Source organism: Methyloceanibacter sp. wino2 (assembly GCF_003071365.1).
In the GTDB taxonomy this organism is placed as follows: Bacteria; Pseudomonadota; Alphaproteobacteria; order Rhizobiales; family Methyloligellaceae; genus Methyloceanibacter.
Map to the genome: position 1 here is coordinate 2,986,637 of NZ_CP028960.1, position 15,079 is coordinate 3,001,715.

The 15,079-nt window shown below is 61.4% G+C and carries 24 protein-coding genes and 1 pseudogene; all 25 read left to right on the forward strand.

All coding sequences use genetic code 11. From position 1 onward, the window contains the following. The first annotated feature begins 15 nt into the window (after positions 1 to 15). A complete protein-coding gene (gene fusA / locus DCY11_RS14250; RefSeq protein WP_108683436.1) occupies positions 16 to 2,091 on the forward strand; it encodes an elongation factor G in 2,076 nt (691 codons plus the stop codon). A 52-nt stretch (positions 2,092 to 2,143) separates the two neighbouring features. Continuing rightward, positions 2,144 to 3,334, forward strand: coding sequence for an elongation factor Tu (tuf, locus tag DCY11_RS14255; protein WP_108683437.1), 1,191 nt, complete (start codon positions 2,144 to 2,146; stop codon positions 3,332 to 3,334). Between the two features lie 65 nt (positions 3,335 to 3,399). Then, positions 3,400 to 3,708, forward strand: a complete 309-nt coding sequence (gene rpsJ, locus DCY11_RS14260) for a 30S ribosomal protein S10 (protein ID WP_045367562.1) — start codon at positions 3,400 to 3,402, stop codon at positions 3,706 to 3,708. A gap of 32 nt (positions 3,709 to 3,740) precedes the next feature. Continuing rightward, positions 3,741 to 4,508 (forward strand): 50S ribosomal protein L3, encoded by a 768-nt coding sequence (rplC, locus tag DCY11_RS14265; protein WP_108683438.1) that lies wholly within the window; start codon positions 3,741 to 3,743, stop codon positions 4,506 to 4,508. After that, a complete protein-coding gene (gene rplD, locus DCY11_RS14270; protein ID WP_108683439.1) occupies positions 4,508 to 5,128 on the forward strand; it encodes a 50S ribosomal protein L4 in 621 nt (206 codons plus the stop codon). The genes rplC and rplD overlap by 1 nt, the downstream gene beginning before the upstream one ends. Beyond that, entirely contained in the window at positions 5,125 to 5,418 is a 294-nt protein-coding gene (locus DCY11_RS14275) for a 50S ribosomal protein L23 (protein ID WP_069444874.1), read from the forward strand. The genes rplD and DCY11_RS14275 overlap by 4 nt, the downstream gene beginning before the upstream one ends. Before the next feature lie 4 nt (positions 5,419 to 5,422). Next, the gene (gene rplB, locus DCY11_RS14280) at positions 5,423 to 6,262 is read left to right on the forward strand and encodes a 50S ribosomal protein L2 (protein WP_108683440.1); all 840 of its coding nucleotides are present in this window, start codon (positions 5,423 to 5,425) and stop codon (positions 6,260 to 6,262) included. A 3-nt stretch (positions 6,263 to 6,265) separates the two neighbouring features. Continuing rightward, entirely contained in the window at positions 6,266 to 6,547 is a 282-nt protein-coding gene (rpsS, locus tag DCY11_RS14285) for a 30S ribosomal protein S19 (RefSeq protein WP_069444872.1), read from the forward strand. Positions 6,548 to 6,549: 2 nt separating this feature from the next. Continuing rightward, a complete protein-coding gene (rplV, locus tag DCY11_RS14290; RefSeq protein ID WP_108683441.1) occupies positions 6,550 to 6,930 on the forward strand; it encodes a 50S ribosomal protein L22 in 381 nt (126 codons plus the stop codon). Further along, positions 6,930 to 7,643 carry a 30S ribosomal protein S3 gene (gene rpsC / locus DCY11_RS14295; RefSeq protein ID WP_108683442.1) on the forward strand — a complete coding sequence of 238 codons (714 nt, stop codon included), beginning with the start codon at positions 6,930 to 6,932 and terminating at the stop codon, positions 7,641 to 7,643. Before rplV ends, rpsC begins: the two co-directional genes overlap by 1 nt. 24 nt (positions 7,644 to 7,667) lie before the next feature. Then, on the forward strand, positions 7,668 to 8,081 hold the full coding sequence (rplP, locus tag DCY11_RS14300; RefSeq protein ID WP_069444869.1) for a 50S ribosomal protein L16: 414 nt from the start codon (positions 7,668 to 7,670) through the stop codon (positions 8,079 to 8,081). Between the two features lie 3 nt (positions 8,082 to 8,084). Next, a complete protein-coding gene (gene rpmC, locus DCY11_RS14305) occupies positions 8,085 to 8,285 on the forward strand; it encodes a 50S ribosomal protein L29 (protein WP_069444868.1) in 201 nt (66 codons plus the stop codon). A gap of 11 nt (positions 8,286 to 8,296) precedes the next feature. Further along, positions 8,297 to 8,542: a 30S ribosomal protein S17 gene (rpsQ, locus tag DCY11_RS14310; protein ID WP_069444867.1), complete on the forward strand. Its 246-nt coding sequence runs from the start codon at positions 8,297 to 8,299 to the stop codon at positions 8,540 to 8,542. A 48-nt stretch (positions 8,543 to 8,590) separates the two neighbouring features. Next, positions 8,591 to 8,959: a 50S ribosomal protein L14 gene (gene rplN, locus DCY11_RS14315; protein ID WP_045367542.1), complete on the forward strand. Its 369-nt coding sequence runs from the start codon at positions 8,591 to 8,593 to the stop codon at positions 8,957 to 8,959. A gap of 2 nt (positions 8,960 to 8,961) precedes the next feature. Beyond that, the gene (gene rplX / locus DCY11_RS14320; RefSeq protein WP_108683443.1) at positions 8,962 to 9,282 is read left to right on the forward strand and encodes a 50S ribosomal protein L24; all 321 of its coding nucleotides are present in this window, start codon (positions 8,962 to 8,964) and stop codon (positions 9,280 to 9,282) included. Beyond that, complete coding sequence (gene rplE / locus DCY11_RS14325; protein WP_069444865.1) at positions 9,275 to 9,832, forward strand: 50S ribosomal protein L5; 558 nt, start codon at positions 9,275 to 9,277, stop codon at positions 9,830 to 9,832. Before rplX ends, rplE begins: the two co-directional genes overlap by 8 nt. Positions 9,833 to 9,861: 29 nt before the next feature. After that, complete coding sequence (gene rpsN, locus DCY11_RS14330) at positions 9,862 to 10,167, forward strand: 30S ribosomal protein S14 (protein ID WP_108683444.1); 306 nt, start codon at positions 9,862 to 9,864, stop codon at positions 10,165 to 10,167. A gap of 8 nt (positions 10,168 to 10,175) precedes the next feature. Next, complete coding sequence (gene rpsH / locus DCY11_RS14335) at positions 10,176 to 10,574, forward strand: 30S ribosomal protein S8 (protein ID WP_045367535.1); 399 nt, start codon at positions 10,176 to 10,178, stop codon at positions 10,572 to 10,574. 29 nt (positions 10,575 to 10,603) lie between these two features. Next, positions 10,604 to 11,137 (forward strand): 50S ribosomal protein L6, encoded by a 534-nt coding sequence (rplF, locus tag DCY11_RS14340; protein WP_069444863.1) that lies wholly within the window; start codon positions 10,604 to 10,606, stop codon positions 11,135 to 11,137. An 11-nt stretch (positions 11,138 to 11,148) separates the two neighbouring features. Continuing rightward, entirely contained in the window at positions 11,149 to 11,511 is a 363-nt protein-coding gene (gene rplR / locus DCY11_RS14345) for a 50S ribosomal protein L18 (RefSeq protein WP_108683445.1), read from the forward strand. 21 nt (positions 11,512 to 11,532) lie between these two features. Continuing rightward, complete coding sequence (rpsE, locus tag DCY11_RS14350) at positions 11,533 to 12,102, forward strand: 30S ribosomal protein S5 (RefSeq protein ID WP_045367529.1); 570 nt, start codon at positions 11,533 to 11,535, stop codon at positions 12,100 to 12,102. A gap of 26 nt (positions 12,103 to 12,128) precedes the next feature. Then, a pseudogene (gene rpmD / locus DCY11_RS14355) lies at positions 12,129 to 12,331 on the forward strand (50S ribosomal protein L30). Between the two features lie 11 nt (positions 12,332 to 12,342). Beyond that, on the forward strand, positions 12,343 to 12,933 hold the full coding sequence (gene rplO, locus DCY11_RS14360; RefSeq protein ID WP_108683446.1) for a 50S ribosomal protein L15: 591 nt from the start codon (positions 12,343 to 12,345) through the stop codon (positions 12,931 to 12,933). A 72-nt stretch (positions 12,934 to 13,005) separates the two neighbouring features. Then, on the forward strand, positions 13,006 to 14,337 hold the full coding sequence (secY, locus tag DCY11_RS14365; protein WP_069444859.1) for a preprotein translocase subunit SecY: 1,332 nt from the start codon (positions 13,006 to 13,008) through the stop codon (positions 14,335 to 14,337). Then, on the forward strand, positions 14,334 to 14,984 hold the full coding sequence (locus DCY11_RS14370; protein ID WP_108683447.1) for an adenylate kinase: 651 nt from the start codon (positions 14,334 to 14,336) through the stop codon (positions 14,982 to 14,984). Before secY ends, DCY11_RS14370 begins: the two co-directional genes overlap by 4 nt. Positions 14,985 to 15,079: the final 95 nt, after the last annotated feature.

Genomic DNA, 15,079 nt, shown 5'->3' on the forward strand with positions numbered 1-15,079 from the left:
CAAGGAACTCGAACGATGTCCCGTCAGACGCCCCTCAAGGACTACCGCAACATCGGTATCATGGCGCATATCGATGCCGGCAAGACCACCACGACCGAGCGCGTGCTCTACTACACCGGTAAGAGCCACAAGATCGGCGAGGTCCATGATGGCGCGGCCACCATGGACTGGATGGAGCAGGAGCAGGAGCGCGGTATCACCATTACGTCGGCTGCGACGACGGCGTTCTGGAACGACAAGCGCATCAACATCATCGACACACCCGGCCACGTGGACTTCACGATCGAGGTCGAGCGGTCCTTGCGTGTGCTCGACGGCGCCGTCGCGCTGCTTGACGCCAACCAGGGCGTGGAGCCGCAGACCGAGACGGTGTGGCGTCAGGCCGACAAGTACCACGTGCCGCGCATGATCTTCGTCAACAAGATGGACAAGATCGGTGCCGATTTTTTCATGTCGCTCGAGACGATCAAGGAGCGCCTCGGCGCCAACCCGATCGTGCTGCAGCTGCCGATCGGTGCTGAGTCGGACTTTGCGGGCATCGTTGACCTCGTACGCATGAAGGCGGTGATCTGGGACGACGAGTCGCTCGGCGCCACGTTCCACGACGAGGACATTCCGGCCGACCTTCAGGGCAAGGCCCAGGAGTATCACGAGGCGCTCATCGAGCAGGCTGTCGAAGTCGACGAGGCGGCCATGGAGGCCTATCTCGAAGGCAAGGAGATCTCCGAGGAGAAGCTGAAAGAGCTGATCCGGAAGGGCACCTGCAACCTCGATTTCGTGCCCATCCTTTGCGGTTCCGCCTTTAAAAACAAGGGTGTGCAGCCGCTTCTTGACGCGGTGGTCGACTATCTTCCGTCCCCGCTCGACGTGCCGGCCATCAAGGCCATCGACGTGAAGACGGAGGAAGAGGTCGATCGCCCGGCTTCTGACGATGCGCCGCTGTCGATGCTTGCCTTCAAGATCATGAACGACCCGTTTGTCGGTTCGCTGACCTTCTGCCGCATCTATTCGGGCAAGGTCGAGACCGGCATGAGCCTGCTCAACACGGTGAAGGACAAGAAAGAGCGTATCGGCCGTATGCTGCTGATGCACTCCAATCACCGTGAAGACATCAAGGAAGCCTATGCCGGCGACATCGTTGCCATTGCGGGTCTCAAGGACGTCACCACCGGTGACACGCTTTGCGATCCGGCCAAGGCGGTAATTCTGGAGCGCATGGAGTTCCCGGATCCTGTTATCGAGGTTGCCGTGGAGCCCAAGACCAAGAGCGACCAGGAGAAACTTGGCGTGGCGCTCAACCGGCTGGCTCAGGAGGATCCGTCCTTCCGCGTTACGGTCGACCACGAATCCGGACAGACGATCATTAAGGGCATGGGCGAGCTTCACCTCGACATCATTGTCGATCGCATGAAGCGCGAGTTTAAGGTCGAGGCCAATGTGGGCGCGCCGCAGGTGGCGTATCGCGAGACGATCACGAAGCCGGCCAATGTGGACTATACCCATAAGAAGCAGACTGGCGGTTCGGGTCAGTTCGCTCGGGTGAAAATGGAGATCGAGCCGGCCGAGGCGGGCGAGGGCTTCATTTTCGAGAACAAGGTTGTCGGTGGTAACGTGCCGAAGGAGTTCATTCCCGGTGTCGAGAAGGGCGTGCGGAGCGTCATCGATGCGGGTGTGCTCGCCGGCTTCCCGATCCTTGACGTAAAGTGCACGCTGGTTGACGGCGCGTCGCATGACGTCGACTCGTCTGTCATGGCGTTTGAGATCGCGTCCCGCGCGGCCTTCCGCGAAGCAGCCCAAAAGGCTGCGCCGAAACTGCTTGAGCCGATGATGAAGGTTGAAGTGGTGACGCCGGAGGAATATGTGGGCGGTATCATTGGCGATCTTACCAGCCGCCGCGGTCAGGTCCGAGGCCAAGAGCCCCGGGGCAACGCGACGGTGATCAATGCCATGGTCCCGCTAGCCAACATGTTTGGTTATGTGAACACGCTGCGTTCCATGAGTCAGGGACGGGCACAGTTCACGATGCAGTTCGACAGCTATGCGCAGGTTCCGCAGGCGGTGGCTGAAGAAGTGCAAGCAAAGTTCGCCTAAGCGATTGGGCGTATGAGTTTTAGCTTTCTGGTGAGAGGAATGGAGAGCCACAATGGCTAAAGAGAAATTCGACCGGTCAAAGCCGCATTGTAACATCGGTACGATTGGTCACGTCGATCACGGTAAAACGACCCTGACCGCTGCGATCACCAAGACATTGGCTGAGACCGGCGGCGCCACGTTCACCGCCTACGATGAAATCGATAAGGCGCCTGAAGAAAAGGCTCGCGGCATCACGATCTCCACGGCACACGTGGAGTACGAGACCGAGAACCGCCACTACGCGCACGTGGACTGCCCGGGTCACGCCGACTACGTGAAGAACATGATCACGGGTGCGGCGCAGATGGACGGCGCCATCCTTGTGGTGTCGGCCGCCGACGGCCCGATGCCGCAGACCCGCGAGCATATTCTGCTTGCGCGTCAGGTCGGTGTGCCGGCGCTGGTGGTGTTCCTGAACAAGGTCGACCAGGTCGATGACGAGGAGCTTCTGGACCTCGTCGAGCTCGAAGTTCGCGAGCTTCTGTCCAAGTACGAGTTCCCGGGAGACGATATCCCGATCATCAAGGGCTCCGCTCTTGCCGCGATCGAGGATAGCAATCCCGAGATCGGTCAGAAGGCCATTCTTGAGCTCATGAAGGCTGTCGACGAGTACATCCCGCAGCCGGATCGTCCGGTTGACGGCGCGTTCCTGATGCCGATCGAAGACGTGTTCTCGATCTCCGGCCGCGGTACCGTTGTGACCGGCCGCGTCGAGCGTGGCATCGTCAAGGTCGGTGAGGAAGTCGAGATCGTTGGTATTAAGCCGACGACGAAGACGACCGTTACCGGCGTTGAGATGTTCCGTAAGCTGCTCGATCAGGGCCAGGCGGGCGACAATGTTGGCTGCCTGCTCCGTGGTATCGACCGTGAAGGTGTCGAGCGTGGTCAGGTTCTGGCCAAGCCCGGTTCCGTGACGCCGCACACGAAGTTCAAGGCCGAGGCATACATCCTCACGAAAGAAGAGGGTGGCCGCCACACGCCGTTCTTCGGCAACTACCGTCCGCAGTTCTACTTCCGCACCACCGACGTGACGGGTGTGGTCGAGCTGCCGGAAGGCACCGAGATGGTGATGCCGGGCGATAATGTTGCCATGACCGTTGAGCTGATCGTGCCGATCGCAATGGAAGAGAAGCTTCGCTTCGCTATCCGTGAAGGTGGCCGCACCGTCGGCGCCGGCGTCGTGTCGTCGATCATCGAGTAAGGGTATTTGGGAAGTGCGCCGCTCCGTTTTGGGGCGGCGCGTTTCTCTAACTTAAGGCCGTCGAGATGCAGAGCCAGAACATAAGAATTAGGCTGAAAGCCTTCGACCATCGCATTCTCGATGCGTCGACCAAGGAAATCGTCAACACGGCGAAACGTACCGGTGCGGATGTCCGCGGGCCAATCCCGCTGCCGACCCGTATCGAGAAGTTCACCGTGAACCGCTCGCCGCACATCGACAAGAAGAGCCGTGAGCAGTTCGAGATGCGGACGCACAAGCGGCTGCTCGACATTGTCGATCCGACGCCGCAGACGGTCGACGCTTTGATGAAACTCGATCTCGCCGCCGGCGTGGATGTTGAGATCAAGCTTTAACCGGTTGCGGGACGAGGCAAGGAATTAGTTCGATGCGATCAGGTGTTATCGCGCAAAAGGTCGGTATGACCAGGATCTTCACCGATGCCGGGGAACACATCCCGGTAACGGTGCTGCGCCTGGAGAACTGCCAGGTCGTCGGTCAGCGGACCGCGGAAAAGAACGGCTACACCGCCGTTCAGCTTGGTGCCGGCCGTGCCAAAGTTAAGCGTTTGACGCGGGCTCAACGCGGCGGTTTCGCCGTGGCGAATGTCGAGCCGAAGCGCAAAGTCGCCGAGTTTCGGGTGAGCCCGGAGAATTTGATCGATGTGGGCGCGGAGATCACCGCCGACCACTTCGTCGAAGGGCAGTTCGTCGACGCCTCGGGAACGTCTATCGGTAAGGGTTTTGCCGGTGGCATGAAGCGGCACGGGTTCGGCGGTCTCCGGGCCAGCCACGGCGTGTCGATCAACCACAGAAGCCATGGCTCCACCGGCCAGTGCCAGGATCCCGGCAAGGTGTTCAAGGGCAAGAAGATGGCCGGCCACATGGGTGACGTCAGCGTCACGACGCAGAATCTGCGCGTGGTGAAGACGGATGCCGAGCGCGGTCTCATCATGATCCGCGGCGCCGTTCCCGGCGCCAAGGGCGGATGGGTTCTCCTGCGCGATGCGGTCAAGCGGGCGCTGCCCGAGGATGCACCGGTTCCCGGTGCGTTCCGGAAGGGCTCCGAGGAACTAGCGCCGGTCAAAGAGTCTGCAGCTAAGGCTCCTGCCGAGGCAGAAGCGGCACAGCCGGCAGAGGGCGGAGAGAACGCGTAATGAAAGCGGATGTAACAACGCTCGACGCCAAGAAGGCGGGAACCGTGGAACTGTCCGAAGATGTCTTCGGGCTTGAGCCGCGCGCCGACTTGCTGCACCGGATGGTGCGCTACCAGCTGGCCAAGCGCCGCGCCGGTACGGTTGCGACGAAGGACCGTTCGGAGATCACGGCGACGACCGCGAAAATGTACCGGCAGAAGGGGACGGGCCGTGCGCGTCACGGCAGCGCCAAGCCCGGTATCTTCCGTGGCGGCGGTAAGGCTTTCGGTCCGAAGCCGCGCAATTTCGGTTTCGATTTGCCGAAGAAGGTTCGCGCTCTGGCCCTGAAGCATGCGCTGTCGTCGAAGGCGAAGGCCGAAGAGCTCATCGTCCTGGATTCCTGCGACATGAAGGATGCCAAGACGAAGGCGCTGAAGACGCAGTTCGAGAAGCTGGGCTTTGGGTCCGCTCTGATCGTGGACGGCGCCGAGGTGCAGACGAACTTCGCGCTCGCGGCGCGCAACATCCCGCATGTGGATGTGCTGCCGATCCAGGGCATCAACGTGTACGACATTTTGCGGCACGAGAAGCTCGTGCTGACCAAGGCTGCCCTCGAGGCGCTGGAGGCTCGGTTTAAATGAGTGCGCTGCAAGCATATGACGTGATTTTGGCTCCGGTGATCACCGAGAAATCGAGTGAGGCGTCCGAATCCAATCAGGTGGTGTTCAAGGTTCGCCTCAACGCGACGAAGCCGCAGATCAAGAACGCGGTGGAGAAGCTGTTCGGCGTCAAGGTAGTGGCCGTGAACACGCTGACCCGCAAGGGTAAGACCAAGTTCTTCCGGGGCATCAAGGGTACCCAGAAGGATACGAAGAAGGCCGTCGTCAAGCTCGCCGAAGGCGACAAGATCGACGTGACGACAGGGATCTAGCGCGATGGCGTTGAAGACATTCAAACCGACCACGCCGAGCCAGCGTCAACTGGTGCTCGTGGACCGCAGCCATCTGTGGAAGGGCAAGCCGGTCAAGCCGCTCACGGAGGGCTTGACCAAGTCGGGTGGCCGTAACAACACGGGACGCGTCTCGATCTGGCATCGCGGCGGCGGTCATAAGCGTTCGTACCGCATGGTCGATTTCAAGCGGACCAAGCACGGCGTCGCGGCGACCGTCGAGCGGCTGGAATACGATCCGAACCGCACGGCGTTCATCGCACTGATCAAGTATGATGACGGCGAGCTGGCCTACATTCTGGCGCCGCAGCGTCTGGCGCCGGGCGACAAGGTGATCGCCGACGAAAAGGTCGACGTGAAGCCTGGCAACGCGATGCCGCTGGCGAACATGCCGATCGGCACCATCGTCCACAATGTGGAGATGAAGCAGGGCAAGGGCGGCCAGATCGCACGCGCCGCGGGTGCCTATGTGCAGCTCGTCGGCCGTGACTCCGGCTACGCGATCCTGCGTCTGAATTCTGGCGAAACGCGCATGGTTCCGGCCGCCTGCATGGCGACGGTCGGCGCGGTCTCCAACCCGGACAACGCGAACGTGTCGTTGTCCAAGGCTGGCCGCAGCCGCTGGAAGGGCCGCAAGCCCGTGGTTCGCGGTGTGGCGATGAACCCGATCGATCATCCGCATGGCGGTGGTGAAGGACGGACGTCCGGTGGCCGGCACCCGGTCACCCCTTGGGGTAAGTCCACCAAGGGCAAGCGTACGCGCACCAACAAGGCGAGCGACAAGTACATTCTGCGCAGCCGCCATCTGAAGAAGAAGAAGGGATAAGACGTGGCACGTTCGATTTGGAAAGGCCCGTTCGTCGACGGCTTTCTCTTGAAGAAGGCTGAGAAGGCGCGTGAGAGCGGCTCCAACGCCGTGATCAAGATGTGGTCGCGCCGGTCCACCATTCTTCCTCAGTTCGTGGGACTGACGTTTGGTGTTCATAACGGGCAGAAGCATGTGCCCGTTCTGGTGACGGAAGACATGGTGGGTCACAAGTTCGGTGAGTTTTCGCCGACGCGCACCTATCACGGCCACGCCGCCGACAGGAAAGTGAAGAGAGGCAAGTAGTCATGGGCAAGCCGCAGAGAGAGCGCACGCTCAAGGACACCGAGGCGAAGGCCGTCACCCGGCTTATCCGCGTGAGCCCGCAGAAGCTGAACCTCGTCGCTCAGCTCATTCGGGGCAAGAAGGTCGATCGCGCCCTGGCCGATCTCGCCTTCTCGCGCAAGCGTATCGCTAAGGACGTCAAGAAGACCTTGGAGTCGGCAATCGCGAACGCAGAGAACAATCACGACCTGGATGTCGATGCCTTGGTCGTGTCAGAAGCCTATGTGGGCAAGAACATTGTGATGAAGCGCATTCAGGCGCGTGCACGGGGCCGGGCGGCTCGGATTTTGAAGCCGTTTTCGCAGATGACCGTGGTCGTGCGTCAAGTTGAGGAGCCTGCTTGATGGGACAGAAAGTCAACCCGATCGGGCTTAGGCTCGGTGTCAACCGCACTTGGGATTCGCGCTGGTTTGCCTCGCGTGGCGAGTACGCAGACCTGCTGCACGAAGATCTCAAGATGCGTGAGCACATTCTCAAGACGCGCAAGCAGGCCGGCATTTCGAAGGTCGTCGTGGAGCGTCCGCACAAGAAGTGCCGCGTTACGGTCTACACCGCTCGTCCGGGCATCCTGATCGGTAAGAAGGGCGCGGACATCGAGACGCTTCGCAAAGAGCTGGCGACGATGACGGACTCCGAAGTGCACCTGAACATCGTCGAGGTGCGGAAGCCGGAGGTCGACGCGACGCTGGTGGCTGAAGGTATTGCCCAGCAGCTCGAACGCCGCGTGGCGTTCCGCCGGGCCATGAAGCGGGCGGTGCAGTCGGCGGTCCGCATGGGCGCGCTCGGCATTCGCATCAATTGCTCGGGCCGGCTTGGCGGCGCGGAAATCGCGCGCATGGAATGGTACCGCGAGGGCCGTGTGCCGCTGCACACGCTGCGCGCCAATATCGACTACGGGACGGCGCTGGGGCGTACGGCCTATGGAATCATCGGCATCAAGGTTTGGATCTTCAAGGGCGAGATCATGGAGCACGACCCCATGGCCCAGGAGACCAAGGCCCTTGAGGCACAAGAGGGCGGACGTTCCGGTGGTCGGCGCGACTCCGCACGGGCGTAAGGCTAAGGGCAGGACTTAAGAATTATGCTGCAACCGAAACGCACAAAGTTCCGCAAGATGCACAAGGGTCGCATCAAAGGTGCGGCGAAGGGCGGATCTGCGTTGACCTTCGGGACCTTCGGGTTGAAGGCGCAAGAGCCGGCGCGGGTCACCGCGCGGCAGATTGAAGCTGCCCGCCGTGCCATGACGCGTCAGATGAAGCGTGCTGGCCGTGTTTGGATCCGCATCTTTCCGGACGTCCCGGTTTCGAAGAAGCCGACCGAAGTCCGTATGGGTAAGGGTAAGGGTACGCCGGAGTTCTGGGCGGCCAAGGTCAAGCCGGGTCGCATCATGTTCGAGATCGACGGCGTCGGCGAGCCTGTGGCACGCGAGGCGCTGCGGCTGGCGGCGGCGAAGCTGCCGATCAAGACGCGTGTCGTGGCACGTATCGAGGGCTAAGCGATGAAGGCGAGCCAAGTGAACGATATGACGGTCGATCAGCTCAATGACGAGTTGGTCAAGTTGAAGAAAGAGCAGTTCAACCTGCGCTTCCAGGCGGCTTCCGGGCAGCTTGAGAATACGGCGCGGGTTCGGCAGGTGCGGCGCGATATCGCGCGCGTACAGACGATCGCGCGCCAGAAGAGCGCCGCTGCGAAGGCTTAAAGGTAGATACGATGCCGAAACGCGTTTTGATTGGGACCGTGGTGAGCGACAAGAACGACAAGACCGTTGTGGTCAAGGTCGAGCGCCGCTTCACGCATCCCCTGTTCCACAAAGTGGTTCGCCGCTCCAAGAACTACCACGCGCACGACGAGAACAACGAGTTCAAGGTCGGCGAGAAGGTGTGGATCGAGGAATGCGCGCCGCTATCGAAGCAGAAATGTTGGGTGGTTTTGCCGCGTGAGCAGGCAGCCAGCTAAGGCGAATAACGAAGGGCCTCGATGAAGGCCTGAATAAGGGCGAATGCCATGATTCAGATGCAGACCAATCTCGATGTCGCCGACAACTCTGGTGCAAAGCGCGTGCAGTGCATCAAGGTGCTCGGCGGTTCGAAGCGGAAATACGCGTCGATCGGAGACACCATCGTGGTCAGCGTCAAGGAAGCGATTCCGCGCGGCCGTGTGAAGAAGGGCCAGGTCATGAAGGCCGTGATCGTGCGTACCGCCACGGGCGTGCGCCGTCAGGACGGTTCGTTGATCCGGTTCGACCGCAATGCGGCGGTTTTGGTCAATGCGCAAGGTGAGCCGGTGGGTACGCGTATCTTCGGCCCCGTCACGCGCGAGTTGCGGGCGAAGAAGCACATGAAGATCGTGTCGCTCGCGCCGGAGGTTCTGTGATCATGGCAGGCTTGAAGATCAAAAAGGGCGACCACGTTGTGGTGCTGACGGGCAAGGACAAGGGCAAGAAGGGCGAAGTCCTGAAAGTTCTGCCGTCGGAGAACCGGGCCGTGGTGCAGGGCGTGGCGCAAATGCGTAAGCACCAGCGTCAGACCGCATCCCAGGAGGGGGGCATCATCACCAAGGAAGCCCCGATCCATATTTCGAATCTCGCGCTTGAGGATCCCAAGGATGGGCAACCCACGCGCGTCGGCTACAAATTCTTGAAGGACGGACGCAAGGTGCGTTTCGCAAAGCGTTCGGGCGAGGTCATCGATGGCTGAGCAGGCATATACACCGCGGCTTAAGCAGCAGTACCACGACGTCATCAAGGCCGAGCTCGGGAAAGAGTTCGCCTACAAGAACGTCATGCAGATTCCCCGCCTCGAGAAGGTGGTGTTGAACATCGGCGTTGGCGAGGCTGTGAACGACTCGAAGAAGGTCAAGTCCGCGGCCAACGACCTTGGTCTAATCGCGGGCCAGCGGCCTGTGATCACGAAGGCGCGCAAGTCGATCGCCGGCTTCAAGCTGCGTGAGGGTATGCCCGTCGGCGTGAAAGTGACGCTGCGTAAGAACCGGATGTTCGAGTTCCTCGACCGGCTCGTGAACGTCGCGCTGCCGCGCGTTCGCGATTTCCGTGGACTCAATCCGAAGAGTTTCGATGGGCGCGGCAACTATTCGATGGGCCTGAAAGAGCACATCGTTTTCCCCGAGATCGATTACGACAAGGTGGAAGACGTGCTCGGCATGGACATCATCGTGTGCACGACGGCGGACAACGACGACGAGGCACGCGCGCTTTTGAAGGGTTTGAACTTTCCGTTCCGTAGCTAAGCACGGGCTGGCTGCGACAGGAGGACTGAATGGCTAAGACGAGCATGATCGAGCGGGACAAGAAGCGCCGCCGCCTTGCTAAGAAATATGAGGCGCGTCGGGCGCGGCTGAAGGCTATCGCCAAGGACGAGTCTTTCCCGGCTGAGGAGCGCTTCGCGGCGCGGCTGAAGCTGGCGGAGATTCCGCGTAATGCCTCGCCGACACGTATTCACAACCGTTGCGATCTCACCGGGCGGCCGCGCGGATACTACCGCAAGCTTCGCATGTCGCGCATTGCATTGCGCGATCTTGCAAGCAACGGGCTGATCCCCGGCATGGTTAAGTCGAGCTGGTAAGGACTTCGATGAGCATCAACGATCCTCTTGGCGATATGCTGACCCGCATCCGCAATGCGCAGATGCGGCGCAAGACGAAGGTCTCAACGCCAACCTCCAAGCTGCGCGAGCGCGTGCTCGAGGTGCTGGCTGACGAGGGCTATATCCGTGGCTACGCGCGCGTCGATTACGACGGCGGGAAGTCTGAGTTCGAGATCGAACTCAAGTACTTCGACGGCGAGCCGGTGATCAAGGACATCAAACGGGTGTCGACACCGGGCCGGCGTGTGTATTCCTCGGTGAAGAATCTCCCGACCGTTGCGAACGGTCTGGGTGTGTCAATTCTTTCGACGCCGAAGGGCGTCATGTCGGATTCGCAGGCGCGGAACGAGAATGTCGGCGGCGAGATTCTCTGCAGCGTATTTTAGCGGACCCATTTGAAGCGAAGGTTTGATCAATGTCGCGCATCGGCAAAAGACCAGTCCCAATCCCCGGCGGCGTCACGGCCTCCGTGGACGGTCAGGAAATCAAGGTCAAAGGACCCAAGGGCGAGCTCAGCCATGTGCTGGTCGACCATGTCATCGCCAAGATGGGCGATGACGGGATCGAGATCGGCATGCGCGAGGACGACAAGGACTCGCGGGCGATGTGGGGCATGTCGCGGACGATCGTGGCCAACCTCGTCACGGGTGTGACGGAAGGCTTCTCGAAGACGCTCGAGATCAACGGCGTCGGCTACCGCGCGGCGATGAAGGGGCAGTCCCTTCAACTGCAGCTCGGCTTCAGCCATGACGTCGATTTCGAGATCCCCAAGGGGATCGAAATCAGTTGTCCGAAGCCGACCGAGATCGTGGTGAGCGGCATCGACAAGCAGCTGGTCGGACAGGTGGCAGCGGAGATCCGCCGTTACCGTCCGCCGGAGCCCTACAAGGGCAAGGGCGTGAAGTATGCCGGCGAGTACATTTTCCGTAAGGAAGGCAAGAAGAAGTAGCGGGATTGATGATGGGTACGTTGAACAACAGCACTGTGCGGCGTGCGCGCCGGGTGCGGCATTCGCTGAAGCGGGCGGCCAATGGACGTGCGCGTCTGTCGGTGTTCCGTTCCTCGAAGCATATCTACGCGCAGGTGATCGACGATCGCGAGGGTAAGACGCTCGCATTCGCGTCGAGCCTCGACAAGGACATCAAGGGCTCACTGCCCAAGGGGAGCGATACGGCGGCGGCGGAAGCTGTCGGCAAACTCGTTGCCGAGCGTGCAGTGAAGGCCGGTGTCAAGGACGTGGTCTTCGACCGCGGCTCCTACATCTATCACGGGCGCGTAAAGGCGCTCGCAGACGCGGCCCGCGAGGCGGGTCTGAACTTTTAGGGTATTCGGAAAGGATCGACCGTGGCACGAGGCCCGCAAGGTAGAGACCGCGATCGCGACGATCGCGACAGCGAATTCGTCGACAAGCTGGTTCACATCAACCGCGTCGCCAAGGTGGTGAAGGGCGGACGGCGTTTCGGTTTTGCCGCGCTGGTCGTTGTCGGCGATCAGAAGGGCCGGGTCGGTTTCGGCCACGGCAAGGCGCGCGAAGTGCCGGAGGCAATCCGCAAGGCGACGGAATCTGCGAAGCGCAACCTGGTCAAGGTGCCCTTGCGCGAGGGCCGGACGCTGCACCACGACGTGCGCGGACAGCATGGCGCGGGCAAGGTGATCCTGCGCGCGGCGCCTCCCGGCACCGGTATCATCGCCGGTGGTCCGATGCGTGCCGTGTTCGAGACGCTTGGCATCCAGGATGTGGTTGCGAAGTCGCTCGGAAGTTCGAACCCGTACAACATGGTGCGCGCCACGTTCGATGCGCTGCGCCATGAGGACAGCCCCCGTGGCGTGGCCGCGCGGCGCGGGAAGAAGGTGAGCGAAATCGTATCGCGCCGCCGCGATCAGGCGGGTGATGGTGCCGAGGCGCAAGCCTAAGGGCCCACAGACAAGGTTGAACGAAGATGGCCGAGAATAAGAAGACAATCGTCGTGGAGCAGATCGGAAGCCCGATCCGGCGGCCCGGCGTGCAGCGCGCGACCCTTATCGGGCTCGGCCTGAACAAGATGCACAAGCGGCGGACGCTGGTCGACAGCCCGAAGTGCGCGGCATGGTGGCCAAGGTGAGCCATCTGGTGCGTATCGTCGAGGACGAGGCCGGAGCTTAAGGGTAGATAAGATGCGACTGAACGATCTTCGCGACCTTCCCGGCGCGACAACGTCGAAGAAGCGTGTGGGACGCGGTATCGGCTCCGGTCTGGGCAAGACCTCCGGTCATGGCCAGAAGGGCCAGAAATCGCGCTCGGGCGTGGCCATCAAGGGCTTTGAGGGCGGCCAGATGCCGATCCACATGCGCCTGCCGAAGCGCGGCTTCAACAACAACTTCGCCAAGGACTTCAACGAGGTGAATGTCGGCCGTATCCAGACGGCGATCGACGACAAGAAGCTCGATGCGTCCAAGCCGGTCACGGTTCAAGCGCTGGTCGAAGCCGGTGTTGTCCGCCGTGCGCGCGACGGCGTGCGTCTGCTCGGCCGCGGCGAGCTCAAGTCGAAGGTGTCCTTTGAGGTCACCGGCGCATCGAGCGGCGCGGTCAAGGCGGTCGAGGCTGCCGGCGGAACCGTGACGATCACGGCGATGCCGCAGCGTCAGGCCAAGTCGGAAGGCCAGGACGCGCCGAAGAAGACCGCAAAGAAGGCGGCCACGAAGAAAGCCGCTCCCAAGAAGGCGGCTGCCAAGAAATCCGCAGCGAAGAACGACACGTCCGAGTAGGGCGGGCCGGGACGAGGCAGGGCGGCCGGTTCGTAGGATCGCCCAGCCGGCCCGGAGAAGGGAAGAGCGCTAATGGCATCTGCCGCAGAACAGCTCGCGTCGAACTTGAACTTCGCCGCCTTTGCGAAGGCCGACGAACTCAAGAAGCGCATCATGTTCACGCTGGTCGCGCTCGTGATCTACCGGCTCGGAACCTACATTCCGATCCCCGGCATCAATCCTCAGGCGCTTGCCGACGTCTTCAAGCAGCAGCAGTCCGGCATTTTGGGCATGTTCAACATGTTCTCCGGCGGCGCTGTCGGGCGCATGGCGATCTTCGCGCTCAATATCATGCCGTACATTTCGGCCTCGATTATCATTCAGCTTCTGACGACCGTCTCGCCGACCCTTGAGCAGCTCAAGAAAGAGGGCGAGCAGGGCCGCCGTCAGATCAACCAGTACACGCGTTACGGCACGGTGCTCCTGGCCGCGCTTCAGGGCTACGGCATCGCCGTCGGTCTCGAAGGCGCCGGTAATATCGTCACCGACCCGGGCTGGTTCTTCCGTATCACGACCGTCATCACCCTGGTGGGCGGCACTGTCTTTCTGATGTGGCTCGGCGAGCAGATCACCGCGCGTGGCGTCGGCAACGGTATCTCGCTGATTATCTATGCGGGTATTGTCGCGGGGCTGCCGGCAGCTTTGATCGGAACGCTGGAACTCGGGAAGCAAGGCGCCTTGTCCACGGGGCTGATCCTCGCTCTGTTCGTGGTCGCGACCGCGGTCATCGCCTTCATCGTCTTCATGGAGCGCGCCCAACGGCGATTGTTGGTGCAGTATCCAAAACGGCAAGTCGGCAACAAGATGTTTCAGGGCGATGCCTCGCATCTTCCCCTGAAGCTGAACACCGCTGGCGTGATCCCGCCGATCTTTGCCTCCTCGCTGCTGCTGCTGCCGATCACGGTTGCGAATTTCTCGGCCGGGCAGGGCCCCGAGTGGTTGACTTCGGTGACGGCCATGCTGGGCCGTGGGCAGCCGCTCTACATCCTGATTTACGTCTCGCTGATCATCTTCTTCGCCTTCTTCTACACGGCGGTTGTGTTCAACCCCAAGGAGACGGCGGACAATTTGAAGAAGTACGGCGGGTTCCTGCCGGGGATCCGGCCCGGCGAGCGCACGGCCGAGTATATCGACTATGTGCTGACCCGGATCACGGTCGTCGGTGCGATTTATCTGGCCGCCGTCTGCGTCCTTCCTGAAATTCTCATCGCCGAATGGGGCGTCCCGTTCTACTTCGGCGGCACCTCGCTCCTCATCGTTGTGAGTGTGACGATGGATACCGTGGCTCAAATCCAGAGCCACCTTCTGGCCCACCAATATGAGGGGCTGATCAAGAAGGCCAAGCTGAGGGGACGGCGTCGATGAACTTGGTGATGCTGGGCGCGCCGGGTGCAGGCAAGGGAACGCAGGCGAAGCGGCTCGAGGACATGCGCGGCCTGGTACAGCTTTCAACGGGCGACATGCTGCGTGCCGCGGTCGCGGCCGGGACCAAACTCGGTCAGCAGGCCGGCGACATCATGGAGCGGGGCGAATTGGTCCCCGACGAGCTCGTCATCGGCCTCATCTCAGAGCGGATGGATCAAGAGGAAGGCGGCTCCGGGTTCATCCTCGACGGCTTTCCGCGCACGATCGGCCAGGCCGAGGCCCTGGACGCGCTTCTGAAGTCCCGCGGGGACGAGGTCGACCGGGTGGTTGTGATCGACGTGGACGACGACGCGCTCGTTGGCCGGATCACGGGCCGGTACACCTGCGCCAGTTGCGGCGAGGGGTACCACACGCTTTTCAAGAAGCCCAAGGAAGAGGGCGTCTGCGACCGCTGCGGCGGAACGGAGTTCAAGCGCCGCAAGGACGATACGGAAGAAGTCGTTCGGGAGCGGCTGAAGGCATATCACGACCAGACAGAGCCGCTGGTCGGCTATTACACGGCACAAGGTAAGGTCAGAACCGTCGATGGTATGGCCGATATTGCGGCGGTTCAGAAGGAGATAGATCAGGCGCTGGACGGAGAATAGGCTCAAAACTAGGTTTTTCCGGGCTTACGGCCAGTTGACCTTGTCAAGCGGAATCGCTACATAGACGCGTTCCATGGCTTGATGGACTGACCGGA

What these genes read in the sequence shown, in the direction of transcription:
- fusA (WP_108683436.1), top strand. Translation starts at nt 16, where the DNA reads ATGTCCCGTCAGACGCCCCTCAAGGACTACCGCAACATCGGTATCATG.
- tuf (WP_108683437.1), top strand. Translation starts at nt 2,144, where the DNA reads ATGGCTAAAGAGAAATTCGACCGGTCAAAGCCGCATTGTAACATCGGT.
- rpsJ (WP_045367562.1), top strand. Translation starts at nt 3,400, where the DNA reads ATGCAGAGCCAGAACATAAGAATTAGGCTGAAAGCCTTCGACCATCGC.
- rplC (WP_108683438.1), top strand. Translation starts at nt 3,741, where the DNA reads ATGCGATCAGGTGTTATCGCGCAAAAGGTCGGTATGACCAGGATCTTC.
- rplD (WP_108683439.1), top strand. Translation starts at nt 4,508, where the DNA reads ATGAAAGCGGATGTAACAACGCTCGACGCCAAGAAGGCGGGAACCGTG.
- DCY11_RS14275 (WP_069444874.1), top strand. Translation starts at nt 5,125, where the DNA reads ATGAGTGCGCTGCAAGCATATGACGTGATTTTGGCTCCGGTGATCACC.
- rplB (WP_108683440.1), top strand. Translation starts at nt 5,423, where the DNA reads ATGGCGTTGAAGACATTCAAACCGACCACGCCGAGCCAGCGTCAACTG.
- rplV (WP_108683441.1), top strand. Translation starts at nt 6,550, where the DNA reads ATGGGCAAGCCGCAGAGAGAGCGCACGCTCAAGGACACCGAGGCGAAG.
- rpsC (WP_108683442.1), top strand. Translation starts at nt 6,930, where the DNA reads ATGGGACAGAAAGTCAACCCGATCGGGCTTAGGCTCGGTGTCAACCGC.
- rplP (WP_069444869.1), top strand. Translation starts at nt 7,668, where the DNA reads ATGCTGCAACCGAAACGCACAAAGTTCCGCAAGATGCACAAGGGTCGC.
- rpmC (WP_069444868.1), top strand. Translation starts at nt 8,085, where the DNA reads ATGAAGGCGAGCCAAGTGAACGATATGACGGTCGATCAGCTCAATGAC.
- rpsQ (WP_069444867.1), top strand. Translation starts at nt 8,297, where the DNA reads ATGCCGAAACGCGTTTTGATTGGGACCGTGGTGAGCGACAAGAACGAC.
- rplN (WP_045367542.1), top strand. Translation starts at nt 8,591, where the DNA reads ATGATTCAGATGCAGACCAATCTCGATGTCGCCGACAACTCTGGTGCA.
- rplX (WP_108683443.1), top strand. Translation starts at nt 8,962, where the DNA reads ATGGCAGGCTTGAAGATCAAAAAGGGCGACCACGTTGTGGTGCTGACG.
- rplE (WP_069444865.1), top strand. Translation starts at nt 9,275, where the DNA reads ATGGCTGAGCAGGCATATACACCGCGGCTTAAGCAGCAGTACCACGAC.
- rpsN (WP_108683444.1), top strand. Translation starts at nt 9,862, where the DNA reads ATGGCTAAGACGAGCATGATCGAGCGGGACAAGAAGCGCCGCCGCCTT.
- rpsH (WP_045367535.1), top strand. Translation starts at nt 10,176, where the DNA reads ATGAGCATCAACGATCCTCTTGGCGATATGCTGACCCGCATCCGCAAT.
- rplF (WP_069444863.1), top strand. Translation starts at nt 10,604, where the DNA reads ATGTCGCGCATCGGCAAAAGACCAGTCCCAATCCCCGGCGGCGTCACG.
- rplR (WP_108683445.1), top strand. Translation starts at nt 11,149, where the DNA reads ATGGGTACGTTGAACAACAGCACTGTGCGGCGTGCGCGCCGGGTGCGG.
- rplO (WP_108683446.1), top strand. Translation starts at nt 12,343, where the DNA reads ATGCGACTGAACGATCTTCGCGACCTTCCCGGCGCGACAACGTCGAAG.
- secY (WP_069444859.1), top strand. Translation starts at nt 13,006, where the DNA reads ATGGCATCTGCCGCAGAACAGCTCGCGTCGAACTTGAACTTCGCCGCC.
- DCY11_RS14370 (WP_108683447.1), top strand. Translation starts at nt 14,334, where the DNA reads ATGAACTTGGTGATGCTGGGCGCGCCGGGTGCAGGCAAGGGAACGCAG.